The sequence below is a fragment of the Streptomyces sp. NPDC096048 genome, assembly GCF_044763415.1.
Classification (GTDB): Bacteria; Actinomycetota; Actinomycetes; order Streptomycetales; family Streptomycetaceae; genus Streptomyces.
Window position 1 is genome coordinate 89,025 of the sequence record NZ_JBIWGG010000002.1, and the last position, 25,509, is coordinate 114,533.

At 73.3% G+C, this 25,509-nt stretch carries 20 protein-coding genes and 1 pseudogene; 13 read left to right on the forward strand and 8 right to left on the reverse strand.

Translation table 11 applies throughout. The features are described 5' to 3' along the window. Positions 1-144 precede the first annotated feature (144 nt). Together ACIQ6R_RS04940 and ACIQ6R_RS04945 are read left to right on the forward strand one after the other, a co-directional pair. A complete protein-coding gene (locus ACIQ6R_RS04940) occupies positions 145-1,878 on the forward strand; it encodes an ABC transporter ATP-binding protein (protein ID WP_404175133.1) in 1,734 nt (577 codons plus the stop codon). Then, a complete protein-coding gene (locus ACIQ6R_RS04945; protein WP_404218767.1) occupies positions 1,878-3,806 on the forward strand; it encodes an ABC transporter ATP-binding protein in 1,929 nt (642 codons plus the stop codon). The genes ACIQ6R_RS04940 and ACIQ6R_RS04945 overlap by 1 nt, the downstream gene beginning before the upstream one ends. Positions 3,807-3,833: 27 nt before the next feature. Here the strand turns inward: ACIQ6R_RS04945 and ACIQ6R_RS04950 are convergent. The 5 genes and pseudogenes from ACIQ6R_RS04950 to ACIQ6R_RS04970 form a co-directional block, all read right to left on the reverse strand. Next, positions 3,834-5,083 (reverse strand): annotated as a pseudogene (locus tag ACIQ6R_RS04950) (RNA polymerase sigma factor); the annotation flags it as partial. 164 nt (positions 5,084-5,247) lie between these two features. Further along, positions 5,248-7,179 (reverse strand): DNA primase, encoded by a 1,932-nt coding sequence (gene dnaG / locus ACIQ6R_RS04955; RefSeq protein WP_404175139.1) that lies wholly within the window; start codon positions 7,177-7,179, stop codon positions 5,248-5,250. Positions 7,180-7,240: 61 nt separating this feature from the next. After that, a complete protein-coding gene (locus ACIQ6R_RS04960) occupies positions 7,241-8,506 on the reverse strand; it encodes an NAD(P)/FAD-dependent oxidoreductase (protein ID WP_404218769.1) in 1,266 nt (421 codons plus the stop codon). A gap of 145 nt (positions 8,507-8,651) precedes the next feature. Next, positions 8,652-9,926: a deoxyguanosinetriphosphate triphosphohydrolase gene (locus tag ACIQ6R_RS04965; protein WP_404218771.1), complete on the reverse strand. Its 1,275-nt coding sequence runs from the start codon at positions 9,924-9,926 to the stop codon at positions 8,652-8,654. A gap of 39 nt (positions 9,927-9,965) precedes the next feature. Beyond that, a complete protein-coding gene (locus ACIQ6R_RS04970; protein ID WP_404218773.1) occupies positions 9,966-10,829 on the reverse strand; it encodes a sirohydrochlorin chelatase in 864 nt (287 codons plus the stop codon). A 166-nt stretch (positions 10,830-10,995) separates the two neighbouring features. On the opposite strand from ACIQ6R_RS04970, the gene ACIQ6R_RS04975 reads away from it, so the two are divergent. Both ACIQ6R_RS04975 and ACIQ6R_RS04980 read left to right on the forward strand, forming a co-directional pair. Then, positions 10,996-11,688 carry a vancomycin high temperature exclusion protein gene (locus ACIQ6R_RS04975; protein WP_404175150.1) on the forward strand — a complete coding sequence of 231 codons (693 nt, stop codon included), beginning with the start codon at positions 10,996-10,998 and terminating at the stop codon, positions 11,686-11,688. A 103-nt stretch (positions 11,689-11,791) separates the two neighbouring features. Then, a complete protein-coding gene (locus tag ACIQ6R_RS04980) occupies positions 11,792-13,990 on the forward strand; it encodes a molybdopterin oxidoreductase family protein (protein ID WP_404218775.1) in 2,199 nt (732 codons plus the stop codon). A 55-nt stretch (positions 13,991-14,045) separates the two neighbouring features. On the opposite strand, the gene ACIQ6R_RS04985 is transcribed toward ACIQ6R_RS04980, so the two are convergent. After that, positions 14,046-14,474 carry a gamma-glutamylcyclotransferase family protein gene (locus ACIQ6R_RS04985; protein WP_404175155.1) on the reverse strand — a complete coding sequence of 143 codons (429 nt, stop codon included), beginning with the start codon at positions 14,472-14,474 and terminating at the stop codon, positions 14,046-14,048. A 304-nt stretch (positions 14,475-14,778) separates the two neighbouring features. On the opposite strand from ACIQ6R_RS04985, the gene ACIQ6R_RS04990 reads away from it, so the two are divergent. Next, positions 14,779-15,312 (forward strand): hypothetical protein, encoded by a 534-nt coding sequence (locus ACIQ6R_RS04990; RefSeq protein WP_404218777.1) that lies wholly within the window; start codon positions 14,779-14,781, stop codon positions 15,310-15,312. 121 nt (positions 15,313-15,433) lie between these two features. Beyond that, complete coding sequence (locus ACIQ6R_RS04995; protein WP_404218779.1) at positions 15,434-16,054, forward strand: class F sortase; 621 nt, start codon at positions 15,434-15,436, stop codon at positions 16,052-16,054. On the opposite strand, the gene ACIQ6R_RS05000 is transcribed toward ACIQ6R_RS04995, so the two are convergent. Then, the gene (locus tag ACIQ6R_RS05000; RefSeq protein ID WP_404218781.1) at positions 15,992-16,387 is read right to left on the reverse strand and encodes a winged helix-turn-helix transcriptional regulator; all 396 of its coding nucleotides are present in this window, start codon (positions 16,385-16,387) and stop codon (positions 15,992-15,994) included. The two genes, ACIQ6R_RS04995 and ACIQ6R_RS05000, sit on opposite strands and share 63 nt — an antisense overlap. A gap of 194 nt (positions 16,388-16,581) precedes the next feature. Between ACIQ6R_RS05000 and ACIQ6R_RS05005 the strand changes: the two genes are divergently transcribed. Further along, complete coding sequence (locus ACIQ6R_RS05005) at positions 16,582-17,496, forward strand: NAD(P)-dependent oxidoreductase (RefSeq protein ID WP_404219604.1); 915 nt, start codon at positions 16,582-16,584, stop codon at positions 17,494-17,496. On the opposite strand, the gene ACIQ6R_RS05010 is transcribed toward ACIQ6R_RS05005, so the two are convergent. Then, the gene (locus ACIQ6R_RS05010; protein WP_404218783.1) at positions 17,493-18,275 is read right to left on the reverse strand and encodes a sulfite exporter TauE/SafE family protein; all 783 of its coding nucleotides are present in this window, start codon (positions 18,273-18,275) and stop codon (positions 17,493-17,495) included. The genes ACIQ6R_RS05005 and ACIQ6R_RS05010 overlap by 4 nt on opposite strands. Positions 18,276-18,616: 341 nt before the next feature. Here ACIQ6R_RS05010 and ACIQ6R_RS05015 point away from each other — a divergent pair, with 341 nt between their 5' ends. From ACIQ6R_RS05015 to ACIQ6R_RS05040, 6 genes are all read left to right on the forward strand, one after another. Further along, positions 18,617-19,855, forward strand: a complete 1,239-nt coding sequence (locus ACIQ6R_RS05015) for an NAD(P)/FAD-dependent oxidoreductase (protein WP_404177963.1) — start codon at positions 18,617-18,619, stop codon at positions 19,853-19,855. Continuing rightward, positions 19,855-22,479 carry a nitrite reductase large subunit NirB gene (gene nirB, locus ACIQ6R_RS05020; protein WP_404218785.1) on the forward strand — a complete coding sequence of 875 codons (2,625 nt, stop codon included), beginning with the start codon at positions 19,855-19,857 and terminating at the stop codon, positions 22,477-22,479. The genes ACIQ6R_RS05015 and nirB overlap by 1 nt, the downstream gene beginning before the upstream one ends. After that, positions 22,476-22,841 (forward strand): nitrite reductase small subunit NirD, encoded by a 366-nt coding sequence (gene nirD / locus ACIQ6R_RS05025; protein WP_404177957.1) that lies wholly within the window; start codon positions 22,476-22,478, stop codon positions 22,839-22,841. Before nirB ends, nirD begins: the two co-directional genes overlap by 4 nt. Positions 22,842-22,889: 48 nt before the next feature. Next, positions 22,890-23,474, forward strand: coding sequence for a TetR/AcrR family transcriptional regulator (locus ACIQ6R_RS05030; protein ID WP_404177954.1), 585 nt, complete (start codon positions 22,890-22,892; stop codon positions 23,472-23,474). A 77-nt stretch (positions 23,475-23,551) separates the two neighbouring features. Beyond that, positions 23,552-24,319: an SDR family NAD(P)-dependent oxidoreductase gene (locus ACIQ6R_RS05035; RefSeq protein WP_404177951.1), complete on the forward strand. Its 768-nt coding sequence runs from the start codon at positions 23,552-23,554 to the stop codon at positions 24,317-24,319. A gap of 124 nt (positions 24,320-24,443) precedes the next feature. Then, positions 24,444-25,394 (forward strand): SMP-30/gluconolactonase/LRE family protein, encoded by a 951-nt coding sequence (locus ACIQ6R_RS05040; RefSeq protein ID WP_404218787.1) that lies wholly within the window; start codon positions 24,444-24,446, stop codon positions 25,392-25,394. Positions 25,395-25,509 lie beyond the last annotated feature (115 nt).

Genomic DNA, 25,509 nt, shown 5'->3' on the forward strand with positions numbered 1-25,509 from the left:
GTGCCGTTCCCGGTCCCCGTACCGCCCGTAAGGCCGGAAGTAGCGCGCTGTTGGGTTAATCAGTTGAGGTAACGCGGGTGGAGTGTTCGACGATAGGGGCCAGGGGCAACCAATCGGCCCCTGTCGCCGACCGAGAGACCCAGCGTGCTCATACGACTCCTGCGGGCCTACCTCAGGCCGTACCAGAAACCCATCGCCCTGCTGGTGGCGCTGCAGTTCCTGCAGACCTGCGCCTCCCTCTACCTGCCCACCCTGAACGCGGACATCATCGACGAGGGTGTCGTGAAGGGTGACTCCGGCTACATCCTGAGCTACGGCGCCCTGATGGTCGGCATCTCGCTGGCCCAGGTGGTGTGCAACATCGGTGCCGTCTACTACGGCGCGCGCACGGCGGCCGCGGTCGGCCGGGACGTGCGGGGCGCGGTCTTCGACCGGGTGCAGTCCTTCTCGGCGCGCGAGGTCGGCGAGTTCGGCGCCCCCTCGCTGATCACCCGGACGACGAACGACGTGCAGCAGGTCCAGATGCTGGCCCTGATGACGTTCACGCTGATGGTGTCGGCGCCGATCATGTGCGTCGGCGGCATCGTGATGGCGCTCGGCCTGGACGTGCCGCTGTCCGGGGTGCTCGTCGCGGTGGTGCCGGTGCTGGCGATCTGCGTGACGCTGATCGTGCGGCGGCTGCGCCCGCTGTTCCGGGCCATGCAGGAGCGGCTGGACACGGTGAACCGGGTGCTGCGCGAGCAGATCACCGGTAACCGCGTCATCCGCGCCTTCGTGCGGGACGAGTACGAGCAGCAGCGCTTCCGCAAGGCCAACGCCGACCTCACGGAGGTGGCGCTGGGCACCGGCAACCTGCTCGCGCTGATGTTCCCGGTGGTCATGACGGTGGTGAACGTGTCGTCGGTCGCGGTGGTGTGGTTCGGCGCCCACCGGATCGAGAGCGGGGAGATGCAGATCGGCGATCTGACCGCGTTCCTCGCCTACCTCATGCAGATCGTCATGTCCGTGATGATGGCCACCTTCATGTTCATGATGGTGCCGCGCGCCGAGGTGTGCGCCGAGCGCATCCAGGAGGTCCTGGGCACCGAGAGCAGCGTGGTGCCGCCGGTGGCGCCGGTCACCGAGCTGCGCCGGCACGGGCACCTGGAGATCCGGGGGGCCGGTTTCCGCTACCCCGGTGCCGAGGAGCCGGTGCTCAGAAGCATCGAGCTGGTGGCCAGGCCGGGCGAGACGACCGCCGTCATCGGCTCCACCGGCAGCGGCAAGTCCACGCTGCTCGGGCTGGTCCCCCGGCTGTTCGACGCCACCGACGGCGAGGTGCTGGTCGACGGGGTGGACGTACGGACCGTCGATCCGAAGGTACTGGCCAGGATCGTGGGGCTGGTGCCGCAGAAGCCGTACCTCTTCGCGGGCACCGTCGCCACCAACCTGCGGTACGGCAATCCGGACGCCACGGACGAGGAGCTGTGGCACGCGCTGGGGGTGGCGCAGGCCAGGGAGTTCGTGGAGCGGCTGGAGGGCGGGCTCGACGCGCCGATCTCGCAGGGCGGCACGAACGTGTCGGGTGGCCAGCGGCAGCGTCTCGCCATCGCCCGGACGCTGGTCCAGCGCCCGGAGATCTACCTCTTCGACGACTCCTTCTCCGCCCTCGACTACGCCACCGACGCCGCGCTCCGTGCCGAGCTGGGCCGGGAGACGGCCGAGGCGACCGTGGTGATCGTGGCGCAGCGGGTGGCGACCATCCGGGACGCGGACCGGATCATCGTGCTGGACGAGGGGCGGGTGGTCGGCGTGGGCCGGCACCACGAGCTGATGGCGGACAACGAGACCTACCGGGAGATCGTGCTCTCCCAGCTGACGGAAGCGGAGGCTGCCTGATGGCAGGGCCTGCGGGTCGCATGATGGCCGGGGGCGGCCCCGACCAGCGTTCCATGGACTTCAAGGGGTCGGGCAAGCGGCTCGTCGCCCGGTTCCGGCCGGAGCGGGTGGTCCTCTGCACGCTGCTGGCGTGCCTGGTCGTCAGCGTCGGCCTCAGCGTGATCGGGCCGAAGATCCTCGGCCGGGCCACCGACCTGGTCTTCGCGGGCATCGTCGGGCGGGACATGCCGTCCGGGGCCACGAAGGAGCAGGTCCTGGACTCGATGCGCGAGCGCGGCGACGGCGACGTGGCCGACATGCTCCGCAGCACGGACTTCACCCCGGGCCAGGGCATCGACTTCGGTGCCGTGGGTGAGGTGCTGCTGCTCGCGCTGGCGGTGTTCGCCGTCGCCGGGCTGCTGATGGCGGTGGCCACGCGGCTGGTGAACCGCGCGGTCAACCGGACGATGTTCCGGATGCGGGAGGACGTGCAGACGAAGCTGTCGCGGCTGCCGCTGTCGTACTTCGACAAGCGGCAGCGCGGCGAGGTGCTGAGCCGGGCGACGAACGACATCGACAACATCCAGCAGACGCTGCAGCAGTCGATGGGCCAGCTGATCAACTCGCTGCTGACCATCATCGGCGTGCTGGCGATGATGTTCTACGTCTCCTGGATCCTGGCGCTGGTCGCGCTGGTGACCGTGCCGCTGTCGTACGTGGTGGCCACGCGCGTGGGCAAGCGGTCGCAGCCGCAGTTCGTGCGGCAGTGGCGCTCGACGGGGCGGCTGAACGCGCACATCGAGGAGATGTACACCGGCCACACCCTCGTGAAGGTGTTCGGGCGCCAGGAGGAGTCGGCGAAGCAGTTCGCCGAGGAGAACGACGCGCTGTACGAGGCCGGGTTCAAGGCGCAGTTCAACAGCGGGATCATGCAGCCGCTGATGATGTTCGTGTCCAACCTGAACTACGTGCTCGTCGCGGTGGTGGGCGGCCTGCGGGTGGCCTCGGGCTCCCTGTCCATCGGTGACGTGCAGGCCTTCATCCAGTACTCCCGGCAGTTCTCGATGCCGCTGACGCAGGTCGCGTCGATGGCGAACCTGGTGCAGTCGGGCGTCGCGTCGGCGGAACGGATCTTCGAGCTGCTGGACGCCGAGGAGCAGTCGGCGGACCCGATCCCGGGCGCCCGGCCCGAGGACCTGCGCGGGCGGGTGGAGCTGGAGCACGTCTCCTTCCGGTACGACCCGGAGAAGCCGCTGATCGAGGACCTGTCGCTGAAGGTGGAGCCGGGTCACACGGTCGCCATCGTCGGACCGACGGGGGCCGGGAAGACGACCCTCGTCAATCTGCTGATGCGGTTCTACGAGGTCTCCGGCGGGCGGATCACCCTGGACGGCGTGGACGTGGCGAAGATGTCCCGGGACGAGCTGCGGGCCGGCATCGGCATGGTGCTCCAGGACACCTGGCTGTTCGGCGGCACCATCGCGGAGAACATCGCGTACGGGGCGTCGCGGAAGGTCACCCGCGGGGAGATCGAGGAGGCGGCGCGGGCCGCGCACGCCGACCGGTTCGTGCGGACCCTGCCGGACGGCTACGACACCGTGATCGACGACGAGGGCACCGGTGTGAGCGCGGGTGAGAAGCAGCTCATCACCATCGCGCGGGCGTTCCTGTCCGACCCGGTGATCCTGGTCCTCGACGAGGCCACGTCGTCCGTGGACACCCGTACCGAGGTGCTCATCCAGAAGGCGATGGCCAAGCTGGCGCACGGGCGGACGTCGTTCGTGATCGCCCACCGGCTGTCGACGATCCGGGACGCGGACACCATCCTCGTGATGGAGAACGGGGCCATCGTCGAGCAGGGCGCGCACGCCGAGCTGCTCGCGGCCGGCGGGGCCTACGCGCGGCTGTACCGGGCTCAGTTCGCGCAGGCCGTGGCGGAGGTGGAGTAGAGGCTCGGCGGGAGGCGGAGCGGGGGCTCAGTCCAGGTAGCCCCTCAGCTGGTCCGCGGACGCGTGGTCGCGGAGCTTGTTGAGGGTCTTGGACTCGATCTGGCGGATCCGCTCGCGGGTCACGCCGAAGATCCGGCCTATCTCCTCCAGCGTGCGGGGGCGGCCGTCGACCAGGCCGTAGCGGAGCTGGACGACCTTGCGCTCGCGTTCGCCGAGGGTGGAGAGCACCGCCTCCAGGTGCTCGCGCAGCAGCAGGAACGCGGCCGACTCGACGGGGCTGGCGGCGTCGCCGTCCTCTATCAGGTCGCCGAGGGCCACGTCGTCCTCCTCGCCGACCGGGGCGTGCAGGGAGACCGGCTCCTGGGCGAGTCGCAGCACCTCGCCGACCCGCTCGGGGGTCAGGTCCAGGTGGGCGGCGACGTCCTGCGCGGTCGGCTCGTAGCCCCGTTCCTGGAGCATGCGCCGCTGGACGCGGACGACCCGGTTGATCAGCTCCACGACGTGGACGGGGACGCGGATGGTGCGCGCCTGGTCGGCCAGCGCCCGGGACATGGCCTGGCGGATCCACCAGGTGGCGTAGGTGGAGAACTTGTAGCCGCGGGCGTAGTCGAACTTCTCCACGGCCCGGATCAGCCCCAGGTTCCCCTCCTGGACCAGATCCAGCATGGTCAGCCCGCGCCCGACGTACCGCTTCGCCACCGACACCACGAGCCGCAGGTTCGCCTCGATCAGGCGCCGCTTGGCCACGCGGCCCATGACGACGAGCCGGTCGAGGTCCAGGGCGAGCCGGCTGTCCAGGTCGACGGCGAGCCGCAGCCTCTCCTCGGCGAACAGCCCGGCCTCCACGCGCCGGGCGAGGTCGACCTCCTCGGCCGCGGTGAGCAGCGGAATCCGGCCGATCTCCCGCAGGTACTGCCGGAACAGGTCGGAGGAGGGCCCGCCGGTCTCCGTGCGGGTGGGCGGCGGAGGCTCGGGGGCGTCGGTGGGGGCGGCGGGGTCGCCGGGGTGCTCGGCCGCTTCGAGGGCGTCGTCCGGCGCGGGCGGCTCCTCCGGCCGGTTCCGGGGGTTCTCGGGGTGGTGCACGGCGCGGTGCTGCGGGGGCACCGTGACGAGGACGCCGCTCTCCGCGTCCGGCTCCGCGCCGTCGGTACCGGTGTCGGTCTGGGTGAGGGTCTGGGTCTGCACGGGGGCGACCTCCAGGATGGACGCGGCCGACGGGGGCCGGCGGCGGTACTTCGGGGGGCGGAGCGGGCTCGTCGCCGCTGTCCGCCCCGTACGCGTGAGCGGAACCGCGGGAATCAGCGACCCGCCGGGACGGATCGGCCGCACCGCGAGGACTCAGGCACCGCCCCCAGTGTGGGGTACGACACATCGCCGCCACGAGGGGCGTGCGGTGACTTTTTGCGTCCGGGCGTGACCGCGCGGTTACCCGCGGTCTGCTCTAGAGCGCGGCGGCGCCCTGTACGCGCAGGGTCTGGTCGTACTGCTGGAGGACCCACAGCTCGTTCTGTACGGCGGCCAGCTCGGCGGGGTCTCCGTGGCCGGTGAGGCGGGCGAGGCGGCCGGTGATGTCGCGGATGCGGCGCTCGACGGCACGGCGGCGGACGGTGACCAGCTGGGCGCCCGCGTAGACCTCGTCGACGTCCTTCACGCCGCGGTGCAGCATGATCGCCTCGACCGCGAGTTCGGTGACCATGGCGCGGACGGCGTCGTCCGGGGCGGCCTCGCGGACGCGGACCAGGTAGTCCTGCGGGTCCTGGACGCCGAGCTCGGCGCCGCCGGCCTCCATGATCGCCTCGCGTACGGCGGCGTAGGGCGGGGCGGTGAACTCGTCGACGCCGTACGCGTCGAAGGCCGGGGAGACCAGCTCGGGGCGCTGGAGGGCGAGCTTGAGCAGCTCGCGTTCGGTGGCGAAGACGGGGTTGCGGAGGTTGAGCGCCGGGCCGCCGCGGGGGCCCGGACCGGCGGGGGCGGCGTACTGCTGCGGGGTGCCGCCGCCGCGCTGCTGCCGGTCGGGAGCGGGGCCCTTGCCGCCGCGGTCGCGGGACCAGCGGGCCAGCTGGGCGATCCGCTTGACCACGAACTGGGTGTCGAGGATGCCGAGCATGCCGGCGAGCTGCACGGCGACCTCGTGCTGGGCGCCGCTGTTCTTGATGCGGGCGACGACCGGGGCGGCCTCGTCCAGGGCGGCGGCGCGGCCGGCCGGGGTGTCCAGGTCGTAGCGGGAGACGATCTGGCGGAGCGCGAACTCGAAGAGCGGGGTGCGCGGCTCGACCAGGTCGGCGACCGCGTCGTCGCCCTTGGCCAGGCGCAGGTCGCAGGGGTCCATGCCGTCGGGGGCGATGGCGATGTACGTCTCGGCGGCGAACTTCTGGTCGTCCTCGAAGGCGCGCAGGGCCGCCTTCTGGCCGGCCGCGTCGCCGTCGAAGGTGAAGATGACGCGGGCGGAGCCGTTGTCCATCAGGAGGCGGCGGAGGATCTTGATGTGGTCGCCGCCGAAGGCGGTGCCGCAGGTCGCGATGGCGGTGGTGACGCCGGCGAGGTGGCAGGCCATGACGTCCGTGTAGCCCTCGACGACCACGGCGCGGCTGGCCTTGGCGATGTCCTTCTTCGCCAGGTCGATGCCGTACAGGACCTGGGACTTCCGGTAGATCGCCGTGTCCGGGGTGTTCAGGTACTTCGGGCCGTTGTCCGCCTCGTAGAGCTTGCGGGCGCCGAAGCCGACGACGTCGCCGCCGATGTCGCGGATGGGCCACATCAGCCGCCCGCGGAAGCGGTCGATGGGGCCGCGGCGGCCCTCCTGGGAGAGGCCGGAGAGGACCAGCTCCTTGTCGCTGAAGCCCTTGCCGCGCAGGAAGCGGGTGAGGTGGTCCCAGCCCTGGGGGCTGTAGCCGACGGAGAAGTGCTGGGCGGCGGCCTGGTCGAAGCCGCGGTCGGCGAGGAAGGCGCGGCCGGTGTCGGCCTCGGGGCTGGTCGCCAGCTGCTCCGCGTACCACTGCGCGGCGATCTTGTGGGCCTCGACCAGACGGATGCGTTCGCCGCGCTGGTGGGTGGGGTTGTACCCGCCCTCCTCGTAGCGCAGGGTGATGCCGGCCTGGCCGGCCAGCCGCTCGACCGCCTCGGAGAAGGTGAGGTGGTCGATCTTCATCACGAACGTGATGGTGTCGCCGCCCTCCTGGCAGCCGAAGCAGTGGAAGAACCCCTTGCTCGGACTGACCTGGAAGGACGGGGACTTCTCGTCGTGGAAGGGGCACAGCCCCTTCAGGTTCCCGCCGCCCGCGTTGCGCAGCTGGAGGTACTCCGAGACCACGGCGTCGATCGGGACCGCGTCCCGTACCGCCTTCACGTCCTCGTCGTTGATCCGTCCAGCCACGCCTGAAGTCTACGGGGCGCCACCGACATCCTCGGGCGCGGCGATCGGCTCCGGCCGACGGCTACGCGACGAGGCTTTCGAGGGGCACGTGCGGGTTCGCGAGCGCCTCCGTGTCCACCCGCGTCCTCGAGCGGATCAGCTGCTGGATCGGCTCCGTGACGTCCCACACGTTCACGTTCATCCCGGCCAGCACCCGGCCCTCCTTCACCCAGAAGGCGATGAACTCGCGCTTCGCCGCGTCCCCGCGGATCACCACCTGGTCGTACGATCCCGCGGGCGCCCAGCCGGAGTACTCCATGCCCAGGTCGTACTGGTCGGTGAAGAAGTAGGGCACGCGGTCGTGGGCGGGGCCCTTGCCGAGCATCGCGCGGGCCGCGGCGGGGCCGCCGTTCAGGGCGTTGGCCCAGTGCTCCACGCGCAGGCTGGTGTCGAAGAGGGCGTGGTGGAAGGAGGCCACGTCCCCGGCCGCGTGGATGTCGGGGTCGGAGGTGCGCAGGTTCGCGTCGACGACGATGCCGCCGCCGTGGGCGCGGTCGGCGATCTCCAGGCCGGCGGCCTGGGCCAGCGCGGTGCGCGGGGCGGCGCCGATCGCGGCGAGCACGTCGTGCGCCGGGTGCTCCTCGCCGTCGTCGGTGCGGGCGGCCAGCACCATGCCGTCCTGGCCGATGATCTCGGTCAGTTCCACGCCGAATCGGAAGCGGACGCCGTGCGCCTCGTGCAGCTCGGCGAAGACGGCGCCCAGCTCGGGGCCGAGGACACCGTGCAGCGGGGTAGGTCCCGGCTCGATGACGGTGACCTCCGCCCCGTACTCGCGGGCCGCCGCCGCGACCTCCAGGCCGATCCAGCCGGCGCCGGCGATCACGAGGTGGCCGTTGTCCCGGCCGAGGGAGGCGAGGACGCCCTTGAGGCGTTCGGCGTGGGCGAGGCGGCGCAGGTGGTGGACGCCGGCGAGGCCGGTGCCCGGGACGTCGAGGCGGCGGGGCTCGGCGCCGGTGGCGATGAGCAGCTTGTCGTACCCGGCGCGGGTGCCGTCGTCGCCGTAGTGGACGGTCTTGGCGGCGCGGTCGATCGCGACGACGGTCTGGCCGAGGTGCAGCTCGATGTCGTGCTGCGCGTACCAGGCGGGCTCGTGCACGAAGACGCTGTCGCGTTCCTCCTTGCCGAGGAGGAAGCCCTTGGACAGCGGCGGGCGCTCGTAGGGGTGGTCGCGCTCGTCGCAGATGAGGATCACTCGGCCGGTGAAACCCTCCGTGCGGAGTGTCTCGGCCGCCTTCGCGCCCGCCAGGCCGCCTCCGACGATGACGAATGTCTGATCCGCGTCGACCACTTGTTTGCCTCCTCGTCAGGGTGCCGCCACATGCGAGCGTCCCGCACGTGACGTGGTGCGGGAAGAGGGAGTGACCCGATCAGGCCACGGAGGGCCGTGTTTCGGGAGCCTCCGTGCCTGTCGGGTCACACCTGTCCCGCCAGTCTCATGGATGCCCCGTCAGGCGGGCGTGAAGCGAGCGGGCCGAGGCGTCGGTGAGGGAGGCGATCTGGTCGACGATCACCCGTTTGCGGGCGCGGTCGTCGGCTGCCCGGTCGAACAGGGCGCGGAACTGGGGGTCCAGGCCGTCGGGGGCGCGGGCGGTGAGCGCCTCGGCCAGTTCGGCGACGACGACGCGCTGGTCGGCGCGGAGCCGCTCCTGCTCGGTGCGCTGCATGACGTAGCGCACGGCGACCGCCTTGAGGACGGCGCACTCCATGCGGGTCTCCCGGGGGACCACCAGTTCCGCCGTGTACCGGGTGAGCCGGCCGCCGCCGTGGGCGGCCCGGGTGGTGGTCTCGGCGGCGAGGCAGAAGCGGCCGATGAGCTGGCTGGTGGCGTCCTTGAGGCGGGCCTGGGCGACGGCCGAGCCGTCGTAGCCGTGCGGCCACCAGTCCTGGGCGAGGAGCCGGTCGAGGGCGGCGGCGAGTTCGGCGTGGTCGGTGCCGACGGGGACGTAGCGGCCGACGGCGACCTCGAAGACCGCCTCGCGCTCGGGGTCGGCGAGCAGGCAGTTCGGGTCGATGTGACCGGCGTGCAGGCCGTCCTCCACGTCGTGCACGGAGTACGCCACGTCGTCGGCCCAGTCCATGACCTGGGCCTCGAAGCAGATGCGGGCGCCGGGGGCGTCCTCGCGCAGCCACTCGAAGACGGGCCGGTCGTCGTCGTACACGCCGAACTTCGACGAGGCGGGGTCGGTGGGGTGGGCGCCTCGGGGCCAGGGGTACTTGGTGGCGGCGTCGAGGGTGGCGCGGGTGAGATTGAGGCCGACGGAGCCGTCCTCGGTGAACCGCTTGGGCTCGATGCGGGTCAGGAGCCTGAGCGACTGGGCGTTGCCCTCGAAGCCTCCGCAGTCCTCGGCGAAGGCGTTGAGCGCCTGTTCGCCGTTGTGGCCGAAGGGCGGGTGGCCCAGGTCGTGGGAGAGGCAGGCGGCCTCGACGAGGTCCGGGTCGCAGCCGAGGGCGGCGCCGAGTTCGCGGCCGACCTGGGCGCATTCCAGGGAGTGGGTGAGACGGGTGCGGGGGCTGGCGTCCCAGACGGGGTTGCGCTCCCCCGGCGTGACGACCTGGGTCTTGCCGGCGAGGCGGCGCAGGGCCGAGGAGTGCAGGATGCGGGCGCGGTCGCGTTGGAAGGCGGTGCGGCCGGGGCGTTTGTCCGGTTCGGGCGCGTAGCGGGCGACTGACGTCGGGTCGTACGGGGGTGGGGGTGCGGTGCCTTCCATGTCGTGAACAGTAAGGGGAAGGTGTGACAGTCGGGTCGCCTATGCGTGTGCCGGGTGCGGTGCGCTCGCGGGTGCGGGGTGCGTTGTGGCTGGTCGCGCCCACCCGGCGGAGCCGCAGGTCGACGCGTCCCGCGCCCCTTCGGGGAGGTTGTTCTCGCCGCCTTTCACGAGTGCCTGGTCGTAGCGGTGGAGGAGCAGCCGCGCCATCGCCGGGTGGGTGCCCAGCGGGGGCGACGCGATCCACGGGGCCGCTGTCGCGCACTCCGTCGCGAAGCGGCCCGGGGCGGTGAAGTACGAGGCGACGGCGACGGCGCGGTGGCCCCGGGCCTCCAGCGCGCGTACCGCTTCCGGCACCGTCGGGGACGCCGCCGAGGCGTACGCCGGGATCACCGGGACGCCGAGGCGGGCGGACAGGAGGGCGGCCGTGCGGGCGGTGTCGGTCCTGGAGTCCGGGTCGCGGGAGCCCGCGGAGGCGAGGACGACCGCGTGGTCCGGCCCCGCGTGGACGGGCCAGCCGCCCTCCACGAGACGGTCGTGGAGGGCGTCCACGAGGAGGGGGTGCGGGCCGAGGGGGGCGGACACGCGGGTGTGGGCCGGGGATGCCGCGGCCGTCTCGGGGATGTCCCGCTTGACGTGGTACCCGCGGCTGAGGAGGAGGGGGACGAGGACGGCCGCCCCGTCTCCCAGGGCGGCGAGCGTGTCGGGCAGCAGGGGCTCGTTCAGCTCGATGTGCCCGAGGTGCACCGGCAGGCTCGGGCGCAGGGCGCGGACCCGGTCGAGGAGGGCGCGTACGGTGCTCAGCGCGCGCGGGTCGCGGCTGCCGTGGGCGACGACGACCAGAGCGGGGGTGCCGCCGGGTGCCGCCGTGCTCGTCGCCCGGCCCATCAGTGTCATCGCCGTCATGCGTCGAGGGTGGCCGCCGGACATTGCCTCCCCGTTGCGCGGATGTCACAGGGATTTTCCGTCGGTTCACACGGCGCCGGGCTCCGCGTGTGAGCGGCCGGCGAACCGGACGGCGCGCCCGGACGTCCCTGGGGTCAGGAGACGATCAGGGAGGGGGCCGACACCGATGCGCCGCTGGAGACCTCGCAGACCGCGCCTGCCGCGCACCCGCAAGGGGCGGCGGCTGCTGATCCGGGCGGTGATGGCCGGGTGCGTGCTGGGGCTGCTGCCGGCCACGTGGCTGCACGTGGCGACCGGCGACCGGCTGCGCACCACGGCCGACGTGCCCCGCACCGAGGTCGCCGTCGTCTTCGGCGCCGGGCTGTGGGAGGGCGAGCCGTCTCCGTACCTCGCGCACCGCCTGGACGCGGCGGCCGAGCTGTACCGCGCGGGCCGGATCGAGGTGGTCCTCGTCACCGGCGACAACAGCCGCGAGGAGTACGACGAGCCGGACGCCATGCGCGCGTACCTGGTCCGGCACGGGGTGCCCGACGGGCGGATCGTCAGCGACTACGCGGGTTTCGACACCTGGGACTCCTGCGTCCGCGCGAAGAAGGTCTTCGGGGTCGACCGGGCCGTGCTGATCAGCCAGGGCTTCCACATCCGGCGGGCGGTCGCGCTGTGCCAGGAGGCGGGGGTGGCCTCGTACGGCGTCGGGGTCGACGACGTGCACGACGCGACCTGGTACTACGGGGGTGCGCGGGAGATCCTCGCGGCGGGGAAGGCGGCGCTGGACGCGGTCTTCGAGCCGGATCCCACGTTCCTCGGGCCGAAGGAGCCGGGGGTGGCGCGAGCGCTCGACCTGGCCGGTGAGCGGTGACGCGCCCCTCACCGCGGCCGGCGGGCCCCGGGGAGGTCACCGTCCCGGCGGCGTAACAAAGCGCCGCCCGGTCGCGTAACACGGGCGACGCACGCTGGACGGCATGCAGAACACCGCCACGCCCACGCACTGCCCGTACTGCGCCCTGCAGTGCGGGATGAATCTGGCGCCCGCCGCCGACGGGACCGTCGAGGTGACCGAGCGGGCGGACTTCCCGGTGAACCGGGGCGCGCTGTGCGGCAAGGGGCGCACGGCGCCGGCGCTGCTGTCGTCCCGGGTGCGGCTGACGTCGCCCCTGGTGCGGTCCGGCGACGGGACGCTGGTGCCGGCCTCCTGGGAGGAGGCGCTGGGGCGGATCGCCGGGAACCTGGCCCGCACGCGGGCGGAGCACGGCGCGGACGCGCTCGGGGTGTTCGGCGGAGGCGGGCTGACCAACGAGAAGGCGTACACGCTGGGGAAGTTCGCGCGGGTGGTGCTGGGGACGTCGCAGATCGACTACAACGGGCGGTTCTGCATGTCGTCGGCGGCGGCGGCCGGCGTGAAGGCGTTCGGTCTCGACCGGGGGCTGCCGTTCCCGCTGGAGGACATTCCGCGGACCGGGTGCGTGATCCTCGTCGGGTCGAACCCGGCGGAGACGATGCCGCCGTCGCTGCGGTACTTCACCGAGCTGCGCGAGAACGGCGGCACGCTGATCGTCGTCGACCCGCGCCGCACGAAGACCGCCGAGCAGGCCGACCTGCACCTGGCGCCCCGGCCGGGCACCGACCTGGCCCTCGCGCTGGGCATGCTGCACCTGGTCGTCGCCGAGGGGCGGGTCGACGAGGAGTACGTCGAGGAGCGCACGGCCGGCTGGGAGGACGCGCGGGCGGCGGCGATGGCGCACTGGCCGGAGTACGTGGAGCGGATCACGGGGGTGTCCGTTCCCGACCTGCGGGAGGCGGTGCGGCTGTTCTGCGCGCCGGAAGCGGCGATGGTGCTCACCGCGCGCGGGCCCGAGCAGCAGGCCAAGGGGACGGACACGGTGGGCGCTTGGATCAACCTGTGCCTGGCGACGGGGCGGGCCGGGCGGCCCCGGTCGGGGTACGGCTGTCTGACGGGGCAGGGCAACGGGCAGGGCGGGCGGGAACACGGCCAGAAGGCCGACCAGTTGCCCGGCTACCGCAAGCTGACCGACCCGGCGGCGCGGCGGCACGTCGCCGAGGTGTGGGGCGTGGACCCGGACTCGCTGCCGGGGCCGGGGCGCAGCGCCTACGAGCTGCTGGACGCGCTGGGCACGGACATCAGGTCGCTGCTGCTGATGGGCTCGAACCCGGTGGTGTCGGCGCCCCGCGCGGCGCACGTCGAGGAGCGGCTGCGGTCGCTGGACTTCCTGGCCGTGTGCGACGTGGTGCTCTCCGAGACGGCGGCGCTGGCGGACGTGGTGCTGCCGGTGACGCAGTGGGCGGAGGAGACGGGGACCACGACCAGCCTGGAGGGGCGGGTGCTGCTGCGGCGGCGCGCTGTCAGTCCGCCGGACGGGGTCCGCAGCGACCTGGAGGTCCTGCACGAACTGGCCGCCCGGCTCGGCGTGGAGAAGGGCTTCCCGACCGAGCCCGAGGAGGTCTTCGAGGAGCTGCGCCGGGCGAGCGCGGGCGGCCCGGCGGACTACTCCGGGATCGACTACCGGCGGCTGGCGGAGGAGAACGGGGTGTTCTGGCCGTGCCCGGCGCCGAACGACACGGACGGGACCACCGGGGTCACCCGGACCGCCGGGGTCGCCCGAACCGCCGGGACCAGGGCCACCGGCACCGGGGGCACCGGGGCGGCCGTCCGGCATCCGGGCACCCCTCGGCTCTTCCTCGACCGCTTCGCCACCGACGACGGGCGGGCCAGGTTCGTGCCCGTCTCGCACCGTCCGAGCGCCGAGGAGCCGGACGACGAGTACCCGGTGCTGCTGACCACCGGACGGGTCGTGGCGCAGTACCAGTCGGGCGCGCAGACCCGGCGGGTGGACGAGCTGAACGCCGCCGCGCCCGGCCCCTTCGTGGAGGTGCACCCTCGGCTGGCGGCGCGGCTGGGCGCGGCCGAGGGCGATCCGGTGGCCGTCGTCTCCCGGCGCGGGCGGGCGGTGGCGCCGGCCCGCATCACCACCGGTATCCGCCCGGACACCGTGTTCATGCCGTTCCACTGGCCGGGCGAGGGGCGCGCCAACACCCTGACCAACCCGGCGCTCGACCCCACCTCGCGGATGCCGGAGTTCAAGGTGTGCGCGGTTCGGGTGGAAGCGGTGACGGAGGCGGGCACGACGACGGGCACACCGTAACGGCCACGCCGACGAGCACGTCGTAGCGGTCACGCCGACGAGCACGACGGAGCGGTCACCGCACGGGCCAGGTGCCGTCCTCGATCGGCGTGCCCCGGGCCCGCAGCCGTGCGGCGACGGCCGGGGCGGCGACGTACACCCAGGCGCGGACGGGCGCCCCGCCGGTGTCCCGTACGACCGTTCTGGCCACGCGGTCGTACAGGTTGCGCGGGTCGCCCGGCACGTACTCCTCCAACCGGTCCAGGGCGACGAGCAGTTCGTCGTACGTCTCCGGCCGGGCGGTGACGAGCTCCCCGGCGACCCCTGCCCCGGTTTCCCCCGGCTCCTCCACGGCGTACGGGTAGCCGGGGCCTGCGTGGAGGACGGCTCCGTGCAGGCGGGCCGGTTCCGCCGCGCGGATGCGTCCGCGCAGGTAGAGGTCGTGGTTGGGGCCGCCGGGGCGGAGCGTGCCGTAGACGAAGAACGGGAGTCGCGCGGTTTCCACAGAGGGTCATTCTCTCCCCTCATGCGCGAGTCGACTTCGCTGGAGGTCGGATCGAGACGTCGGCGGGTCCGTCCGGAGGCACCGGTCACCCGTTCACACCCGCACCCCGCGCCCTTCGGCATCTTTTCCGGTGCACCCCCGCCACACGCCGGTGACCTGCCGAAACGGCGTTCCGCGCGGGCCCGCCGGGCCCGGGGCCGACACCCGTTCATCCCAGTCCCGGCGCATCCTCGGGAAGCGGGGCGCCTCCGGTGCGACTTTCCTCGGTAGGGCAGGGGCCACCGAAGAGCTCAAAGGAGCACCGATGCGACGTACCGCCCGCCTGCTGACCGGTACCGCGCTCGCCGTCGCGGCCGTCGGCCTCGCCGCCCCGGCGTCCGCTTCCGCCGGGGAGGCCGCAGCGACCGGTGGTTTGGAGGTGTACCCGTCCTCGGTCGTGCCGGGCGAGCCGGCCATGGTGACCACGGCGGCGTGCGGCGAGGGCGGCTCGGCGGCGGGCGACGCCAGCGCGGTGGGCGCCGGTGCGTTCCCGCTGGCGCCGGGCACGGGCGAGGGCGGCTCGGTGGGCCGCTTCGAGGTGCCGCCGAGCGCGCAGCCGGGGACGTACGAGATCGTCGCGACCTGTGGCGGGAGCGGCCTGCGGGTGACGGGCGACCTGGTGGTCACGCTGACCTCGGCCCGCGAGCAGGTGTATCCCAGAGGAAGCGTGAAGACGGGGGTCGGGGGCGCTCTTGGCCCCGACCCCGTGCAGACCGCGGCCGGTGTGGCGGCTCTTGCCGTCGCCGCCGCGGGCGGTACCTGGCTCCTGCATCGCCGGGCGAGAGGCGACGGGATCTGACGGGCACCCTCCGCTGCCCGTCCGCCGGTACCGCACTTCCCCACCCCCTCCGGGTCCGACGCCCCTCGCGGCCCGGAGGGGGCAGGGGGCCTTCAGAGGGACCCGAGGGAGAGGGGACGTCATGCGCAGGGTCGGCAACACCGCGATAGCGGCCGTCACCGCGGGCGCCCTGTGCTGCGGGGCGTGGCTGCTCGTCGGCGGCGCCCAGGCCGAGGCCCCGCCTCAGCCGTCGGCCGCGCAGGCCCGCACCGGACAGACCGGCGAGGCCGCCGCCGCGCCCGCGCTGCCGCCCTCGCCGCCGGACCGCGTCCGCATCCCGGCGATCGGCGTGGACGCGCCGATGACGGGCCTCGGCCTGACGCCGTCCGGCAGCCTCGACGTGCCGCCCGCCGAGGAGGAGAACCTGGCCGGGTGGTACGAGGCCGGCACCTCCCCCGGCGAGACGGGCACCGCGATCGTCGCGGGGCACGTCGACAACGCCGAGGGTCCCGCCGTCTTCTACCGGCTCGGCGCGCTGGAGAAGGGCGCCACGATCGAGGTCGACCGGCGGGACGGCGGCGTCGCGGTGTTCACGGTCGACGCGGTGGAGGTGTACGCCGCGAAGGACTTCCCCGACCGGAAGGTGTACGGCGCGGCGAACCGGCCCGAGCTGCGCGTGATCACCTGCGGCGGCGACTACTCACGCAGCACCGGTTACCAGGGGAACGTGGTCGTCTTCGCGCACCTCACCGGCAGCCGGTGACGCGTTCAGCACGTTCGCCCTCCCCCAGGCGCCGAGCGGCGCCAGCGCCTCGTTGAGGGCGACGCCCCGGGCGGTCAGCGAGTACTCCACGCGCGGCGGCACCTCGGGGTACTCCTCGCGGTGCACGATGCCGGCGGCCTCCAGCTCCCGCAGCTGCGCGGTGAGCACCTTCTCCGTCACGCCGGGCAGCTCCCGGCGCAGGGCACCGAAGCGGTACGGCCGCTCGTGCAGCGCCCAGAGGATGAGCCCCTTCCACTTCCCGCCGATCACGTCCATCGCCGCGTCGATCCCGCAGATGTACGCCCCCGGCCGCCGTGCCGTCCCGGTTCCCATACCCGTCTCCCCGTCCTGTCCCTGTCCCTGTCCGCTGCCTGTGTCCGATGTCTGTGTCCGATGTCTGTGTCCGCCGCCTGGGGCCGCCGCCTGGATGCTTCCCCGGGGGTAACCACCCACTTCCAAGTGCGTACTTGAGCGGCGGCCCCCCTCGGCGGAGCCTGAACACCATGACCGACACGACGACCGACACCATCACCGACACGGCAGCCGCTCCCCGTATTCCGCGCACCCCGCTCACCGTGCTCGGCACCGGCGCCATGGGCACCGCCCTGGTCCGCGCCTGGCTCGCCGCCGGGCACCCCGTGACCGTCTGGAACCGCACCCCCGCCCGCGCCGAGGCCCTCGCGGCCGACGGTGCGACGGTCGCCGCGAGCGCGGCCGAGGCGGTGGCCGCGAGCCGCCTGGTGATCGCCTGCCTGCTCGACGACGCCTCGGTCGGCGAGGCCATCGACGGGGCCGGCCTGTCCGGGCGGGACCTGGTGAACCTCACCACCGGCACGCCCGCCCAGGGCCGTGCCCGCGCCGCGTGGGCGAAGGAGCGCGGGGCCCGTTTCCTGGACGGCGGGATCATGGCCGTACCGCCGATGATCGGGGACGCCGACTCCGGCGGGTACGTCTTCTACAGCGGCTCCCCCGCCCTGTTCGAGGAGCACCGGGACACCCTCGCCGTCCCGGCCGGTACGCGTTACGTCGGCGAGGACGCGGGCTTCGCGGCGCTGCACGACGTGGCGCTGCTGAGCGCGATGAGCGGCATGTTCGCGGGCATCACGCACGCCTTCGCGCTGATCGGCCCCGAGGACATCGCCCCGAAGGACTTCGCACCGCTGCTGGTGTCGTGGCTCGGCGCGATGACCGGCTCCGCCCACCTGGCCGCCGAACAGCTGGCGAGCGGCGACTACGGCAAGGACGTCGTCTCCAACCTCGCCATGCAGGTGGCGGGCAACGCGACGCTGCTGCGCACGGCCGAGGAGCAGGGCGTGAGCCCGGAGCTGCTGACGCCCTACATGGCGCTCATGGAGCGGTGGCTCGCCGAGGGGCACGGGGAGGAGGACACGACCGGGATGGTGGAGCTGCTGGATCTGCGGCGGGGGAAGAGGGAGTCCTAGGCCAGCCACTGCTCGTACGCCAGGTTCGCCACCAGTGCGAAGACGACCGTCAGCAGCACGATCCGGACGAAGCCGCTGCCCTTCTTCAGGGCCGTGTGCGCGCCGAACATGCCACCGGCGAGGTTGAAGACCGCCATCAGGACGGCCAGCTGCCACAGGACGGCGCCCTGCCAGGCGAACGTGGCGAGGGCGCCCGCGTTGGTGCAGCAGTTGACGATCTTCGCGGTGGCGGAGGCGGTCACCAGGTCCAGGTGGAGGACGGCGGTAAGGGCCAGGACCAGGAAGGTCCCCGTGCCCGGGCCGACGAGGCCGTCGTAGAAGCCGATGCCGAGGCCCGCGAGGCCGATCGCGGCGAAGACCCGGCGGCGGGTGACCGGGCCGGTGGCGGGAGCGGTGCCGAAGGCCGGGCGCAGGATCACGAAGGCCGCGACCGCGAGCAGCACCACCATGATCACCGGCTTGAGCACCTCGGTGCTCATCCCGGCCGCGAAGAAGGCCCCGCCCGACGATCCGGCCAGCGCCGCCAGTCCGATGCGGACGGCCGTGCGGACGTCCACGGGTGCCTTGCGGGCGTAGGTCACCGCCGCGCCGGTGGTGCCGACGATGGCGACCGCCTTGTTGGTGCCCAGCGCGTGCGCGGCCGGCGTACCGGTGGGCAGCCCGAGCAACAGCGCCGGGAGCAGCAGGAGCCCGCCGCCGCCGACCACGGCGTCGATCCAGCCGGCCGCGAGGGCGGCGAGGCAGAGCAGGACGACCGTGGTCAGCGATATGTCGGGCATGATCGCGAGCTTATGGACGGGATGGATGTGCCGTCCATCAAGATGAGGGACTTCTGAGGTTGCCGCCCGGCCGCGAGTCGTTCGCCGGCCGGGCGCGAGTCGTTCGCCGGCCGGGCGCGAGTCGGTCGCCGGCCGGGCGCGAGTCGGTCGCCGGCCGGGCGCTAGCCGGTCGCCGGCCGGGCGCTAGCCGGTCGCTAGTCGGTCGCCGGCCGGTCGCGAGTCGGTCGCAAGTCGGTCGCCGGTGCCCTCACACCCACCCCCCGCTCCCGCTGAGGGCAGCGTTCCCCGCGGGAAACAGACGCGATGCCACCGGGTAACACCCGCACCGCACGCTCGGTGCCATGACCTCGAATACGCGTGTGGTGGTGATCGGCGCCGGACTCGCGGGCGTGACGCTCGCCCGGCGGCTCGGTGAGCTCGGCACGCCCGCGCTGCTGCTCGGCGACGAGGAGCACCGCCCGTACAACCGGGTGCTGCTCGCCGAGGTGCTGGCCGGCCGCTACAGCCCCGAGGTGATCGCCCTGCCGTCACCCGCCGGACTGCTGCGCGGCCGGGTCACCGGCATCGACCGGGCCGGACGGACGGTCCGCTGCGCCGACGGCTCGGTGATCGCGTACGACCACCTGGTCCTGGCCACCGGCTCCAACGCCGTACTGCCGCCCCTGCGCGGCCTGTTCACCCCGGACCGCGAACTGCCCGAGGGCGTACACGCCTTCCGCACCATGGACGACTGCCTGGGGCTGTCCAAGGCGGTACGGCACGGGGCGCGGGCGGTCGTCATCGGGGGCGGGCTGCTGGGCGTCTCCGCCGCCCGCGCACTGGCCGTGCGCGGCGCGCAGGTCGTCCTCGCCCAGCAGTCCGAGCGGCTGATGGAGCGCCAGCTCGACCCGGCCGCGTCCGCGCTCGTCCGGCGGCACCTGGAGGACCTCGGCGTCGAGGTGCACACCGAGTGCCGGGTACGCGACGTGCGCTCGGTCGGCGGGGCGGTCCGGTCGGTGGAGATGGCCGACGGGTACGCGCTCGGCGCCGACCTGGTCGTCCTCGCGTGCGGGGTCCGGCCGCGCGTCGGCCTCGCGCGGGCGGCGGGACTGGAGGTCGCGAAGGGCGTGGTCGTCGACGACGAGCTGCGCACGTCCGACCCGCACATCCGCGCCGTCGGCGACTGCGCCCAGCACGCGGGACGCGTGTACGGACTGGCCGCGCCCGCCCTCGAACAGGCCGGCGCGCTCGCCGAGCTGCTCGCCGGGGACGACACGGCCGCCCGCTACACCGGCACCCGGTCCCTGACCCGGCTCACCCTCACCGGGTCCGGCAGTCCCCTCGGGCCGGACAGCCCCTTCGACCTCGCCGCGTTCGGCGAGACCGACCCCCGCCCCGGCGACGACGTCGTGCAGCTCGCCGACGCCACCCGGGGCACCTACCGCAAGGTCGTCGTCCGCGACGACCGGCTGGTCGGCGGGGTCCTGGTCGGCGAACTCGGCACCGTCGGCGCGCTCGCGCGCGCCTGGGAGGGAGCAGAGCCGCTCCCGTCCGACGGCGGCCCCCTGCTCCACCTGCTCACCAATGACGGAGGCTCCTGATGACCGCCACCCCGGGGCCCACCCCCACCATCGTGCTCGTCGGCCACGGCATGGTCGGCCAGCGCTTCCTCGAAGCGCTCGCCGAGCGCGGCCTGACCGCCACGCACCGCGTGGTCGTGCTGTGCGAGGAGCCGCGGCCCGCCTACGACCGCGTCCAGCTCACCTCGTACTTCTCGGGCAAGACCCCCGACGACCTGTCGATGACCGACATGGCCTTCATCGACGAGCACGGCATCGAGCTGCGCGTCGGCGACCCGGCGGTGACCGTCGACCGGGACGCCCGCAGGGTGACCGCCCGTTCCGGGCTGGTCGTCGAGTACGACGTGCTGGTGCTGGCCACCGGCTCCTACCCCTTCGTCCCGCCGGTCCCCGGCAAGGACGCCGAGGGCTGCTTCGTCTACCGGACGATCGAGGACCTGCTCGCCATCGAGGAGTACGCGAAGACCGCGACGACCGGCGCGGTGGTCGGCGGCGGACTCCTCGGCCTGGAGGCGGCCGGGGCGCTCAAGGGCCTCGGGCTCACCTCGCACATCGTGGAGTTCGCGCCGCGCCTGATGCCGGTCCAGGTCGACGAGGGCGGCGGCGCGGCGCTGCTGCGCACCATCGAGGGCATGGGCCTGTCCGTCCACACGGGCGTCGGCACCCAGGAGATCGTGGTCGACGACGCGTCGGGCGCCGTCACCGGCATGAAGCTGTCGGACGGTTCCGAACTCGCCACCGACCTCGTGGTGTTCAGCGCCGGTGTCCGCCCCCGCGACCAGCTGGCCCGGGACTGCGGTCTGGCAGTCGGTGAGCGCGGCGGCATCAGCGTCGACGAGCAGTGCCGTACCGTCACCGACGCGCACGTGTTCGCGATCGGCGAGTGCGCGCTGGCGTCCGACGGGCGGGTGTACGGGCTGGTGGCGCCCGGGTACGAGCAGGCCGAGACGGTCGCCGCGACCATCGCCCGGGACGAGGCGGCGTTCACCGGCGCCGACCTGTCCACCAAGCTGAAGCTGCTCGGCGTGGACGTGGCGTCCTTCGGCGACGCGCACGGCACCGCCGGGGACTGCCTGGACGTCGTCTACTCCGACTCCCGCGCGGGCCTCTACAAGAAGCTGGTCGTCGGTCGCGACGGCACGCTGCTCGGCGGCATCCTGGTCGGCGACGCGGAGGCGTACGGCACGCTGCGCGCCTTCACCGGCTCGGTCCCGCCGGTCGCCCCCGAGTCCCTCGTGCTGCCCGCCGGTGCCGGGGCCCCGGCCCAGCTGGGTCCGTCCGCGCTCCCCGACGACGCGGTGATCTGCTCCTGCCACAACGTCACCAAGGGCGCGATCCGCGGCGCGGTGACCGAGCACTCCTGCACGACCGTGCCCGAGGTGAAGAAGTGCACCAAGGCCGGCACCGGCTGCGGCTCCTGCGTCAAGGTGCTCGGCCAGCTGGTCACCGCCGAGCTGGAGGCGAGCGGCGTCGAGGTCGACAAGGGCCTGTGCGGCTGCTTCGCCCAGACCCGCGAGGAGCTGTACGAGATCGTCCGCGCCCTGCGGATCACCTCCTACCGGGACCTCCTCGACCGGCACGGCCGGGAGGGCGCCCGGGGTGGTGACGGCTGCGAGGTCTGCAAGCCGACGGTCGGCTCGATCATCGCCTCCCTCGCCCCGGCGATCGGCGCGAGCGGCTATGTCCTGGAAGGCGAGCAGGCGGCCCTCCAGGACACCAACGACCACTTCCTGGCCAACCTCCAGAAGAACGGCTCCTATTCGGTCGTCCCGCGCATCCCCGGCGGCGAGATCGCCCCCGAGAAGCTGATCGTCATCGGCGAGATCGCCCGGGACTTCGGGCTCTACACGAAGATCACCGGCGGTCAGCGCATCGACATGTTCGGTGCCCGCGTCGAGCAGCTGCCGGTGATCTGGGCGCGGCTGGTGGACGCCGGCTTCGAGTCCGGGCACGCGTACGGGAAGTCGCTGCGCACGGTGAAGTCCTGCGTCGGCCAGACCTGGTGCCGCTACGGCGTCCAGGACTCGGTGCGGATGGCGATCGACCTGGAGCTGCGCTACCGGGGGCTGAGGTCGCCGCACAAACTCAAGTCGGCGGTGTCCGGATGCGCCCGCGAGTGCGCCGAGGCCCAGTCGAAGGACTTCGGCGTGATCGCCACGTCCAACGGCTGGAACCTGTACGTCGGCGGCAACGGCGGCGCCACCCCGCGCCACGCGGACCTGCTCGCGCAGGACCTCTCGGACGCCGAACTGGTCCGCCTCATCGACCGGTTCCTGATGTTCTACATCCGCACCGCCGACAAACTGGAGCGCACCTCCACCTGGCTGGAGCGCATCCCGGGCGGCCTGGACCACGTGCGGGACGTCGTCGTGCACGACTCGCTCGGCATCTGCGACGAGCTGGAGTCCCTGATGTCCGCCCACGTCTCGCACTACCGCGACGAGTGGGCCGAGACCATCAACGACCCCGAGAGGCTGGCCCGGTTCGTGTCCTTCGTGAACGCGCCCGACACCCCCGACCCGGTCGTGGGCTTCGTGCCCGAGCGCGACCAGATGAAGCCCGACCTGCCGCTGCTGAACATCGGCCTGCGGCGCACCGGGGAAGCCCTCGAGAACGACCTCCTGGAAGGAAGCACCCGGCGATGACCCTGGCACCCGAGACGACGGCACCCGAGACGACCGACCTGAAGGTACGGCTGCGCCTGACGGACGACTGGTTCACCGCCTGCGACCTCGGCGCCCTGCTCCCGGGCCGGGGCGTCGCGGCCCTGCTGCCGGACGGCGGCCAGGTGGCCCTGTTCCGCGACCGGAACGGCGAGCTGTACGCCATCGACAACCGGGACCCGTTCACCGGCGCGGCGGTCCTCTCCCGCGGCCTGACCGGCACTCACCGGGGCCGCCCGTTCGTCGCCTCCCCGCTGCTCAAACAGCGCTTCGACCTGGCGACCGGGGAGTGCCTGGACGACGAGGCGGTGCGGGTGGAGACGTACGAGGTGAAGGCGGCCTGAGCACACCGTTCTTGACTGACCGTTTCAGATAGCCCTAGGCTGCGACGCGTGGCCAGGACCAAGGAGTTCGATCCGGACGCCGCGCTGCGGGCAGCCCTGGAGCTGTTCTGGCGGCGCGGCTACGAGGCGACGTCGATGTCCGACCTCGTCGAGCATCTCGGCGTCGGGCGCGCCAGCATCTACGCGACCTTCGGCAACAAGCACGAGCTGTACCTGAAGGCGCTGGAGCGCTACGAGCGAGGACTGCTCCCGGAACTGCTGGAGGAACTCGCCCGGCCGGGCCCGGCCCTGCCGGGCGTACGGTCCCTGGTGCGCCGCTACGCCGCCGAGGCGACCGCAGATGACCTGCGGGAACGCGGCTGCTTCGTCACGAACACCGCGGCCGAGCTGGCCCCGCACGACCCGGTCGCCGCGCGGCGGGTCGAGCGCAACTGGGACCAGCTGGAGACCGTGCTGCACTCGACGCTGGTCCGGGCCCGCGCCCAGGGCGAACTGCCCGCCTGCCGCGACCCGCTGACCCTCGCCCGCATGCTGCTGGTACTGCTCCAGGGGCTGCGGGTGGTCGGGAAGGCGTCGCCGGACCCGGCCCGGGTGCGGGACGCGGCGGAACAGGCGCTCGCGCTGCTCGACTGAGACACCGGACCCCCTCTCCGGAGGGGCGTCTCGCTGACCTCATAATGAAACGATCGGTCAAGAAAAAGGGGAGATTCATGACCACCCAGCGCTTCACCGACAGGACCGCCCTCGTCACCGGGGCGGGCTCCGGTATCGGACGGGCCGTCGCCCTGGCCCTCGCCGCCGAGGGCGCGCACGTCGTCGTCACCGGGCGCGGGCAAAAGCCGCTCGACGAGACGGTGGCCCTGATCGAGGCGGCGGGCGGCAAGGCACTCGCCGTCACCGCCGACGTCGCCCGTGCCGCCGACGTACGGGGCGTCGTGGACGCCGCCGTCGATCACTTCGGCTCCCTCGACGTGGCCGTCAACAACGCGGGCGTCTTCCGCGGCGGAGTCGCCGTGGCCGATCTGCCCGAGCAGGACTGGCACGAGCAGCTCGACATCAACGTCACCGGCGTGTTCCTCGCCCTCCAGGCGGAGGTGCGCCAGATGCGCACCCAGCCGGGCGGCGGCACGATCGTGAACATCGCCTCCACCTTCGGTGCGCACAAGCGCAGCCCGGGCGCCGCCGCCTACGCGGCCACCAAGGCGGCCGTCTCGGCGCTCACGCGGGGCGCCGCCCTGGACCACATCGGGGAGGGGGTCCGTATCAACGCCGTCAGCCCGGGCGCCACGGCGACCTCCATGTCCCTGCGGCCCGGCGAGACGGAAGCGGGGCGGGCCGAGCGCATGCGCGACGAGACGCCGCTCGGCCGGGTCTCGTCGGTGGCGGAGGTCGCGGCGGCCGTGCTGTACCTGGCGTCGGACGACGCGGCGTCGGTGGTGGGCACCGACCTGGTGGTGGACGGCGGGCAGACGGCCTGAGGTCCCCGTGTCCGCGCCCGGGGCGGCTGTCGGTTTCCCGCCGAACCCGGCCGACGCCTCGAACTCGGCCCGGTCGTCGGGGTTTCATCGAGTCCCACACCCTTCTCCCACGGAGGACCGCACCATGACTCGGAGCCACCCTTCCCCGCCGTCCCGGCGCGCGGTGCTCGGCGGGGCCGCCGTCGCCGCGCTGACGGCGGCCGCCGGTACCGCCCCCGCCCAGGCCGCCGCCCGCGAGGCGAGGTGGCCGACGGAGTTCCCGCTGCCCGACGGCTGGCTGCCCGAGGGCATCACCATCGGGCGCGGGCCCTACGCCTACATGGGTTCGCGCGCCGACGGCGCCGTCTACCGCACCGACCTGCGCACCGGCGAGGGCCGCGTCGTCCACGAGGGTGCCACGGGCCTCGCCGCCATCGGCCTGAAGCTGGACCACGACGGCCTGCTGTACGTCGCCGGGGGCGGCGCCGGCACCGCGCGGATCATCGACTCGCGCACCGGCGACCTGCTGCGCACCCACCGGCTCACCGGGGCGACCGGCCACTTCGTCAACGACGTGGTCCTGCTCGGCGACCGCGCCTGGTTCACCGATTCGTACGGTCCCGTCCTGTACGGCGTCCCGCGCGGCCGGCGCGGCGGCGTGCGCGCCCTCCCGCTGACCGGCGACTGGGAGCAGACGCCGGACGTCATCAACGCCAACGGCGTCGTCTCCACCCCCGACGGGCGCGGACTGATCGTCGTCAGGACGGCGGCGGGCGCGCTGTACCGCGTCAGCCTCCGGACCGGCCGCGCCACCCGGATCCCCCTGGTCGGCGCGGACGACGTCGTCAACGGCGACGGCCTGGTCCGCGTCGGCCGCACGCTGTACGTCGTGCAGAACCGGCTCAACCTGGTCAGCGTGTGGGACCTGGACGCGAGGGCGGGCCGGGCGACCCTGCGCCGCACGATCACCGACCCCCGCTTCGACGTCCCGGCCACCGCCGCCCGTTTCGGCGACCGCCTCTACCTGGTCAACGCGCGCTTCACCAGTCCGCAGACGCCCGAGACGACGTTCACGGCGGTGGCGGTGGACCGCTGAGGGGACGCGCCGCCCAGCCGTCACGAATTGTCCATGGACTGTCAACCGAGCTGCCCTAGGGTCCGAAGCCGCACGCTCCCGCCGCCGTCCGGCGGCGGGGCCGGTCATGACCCCC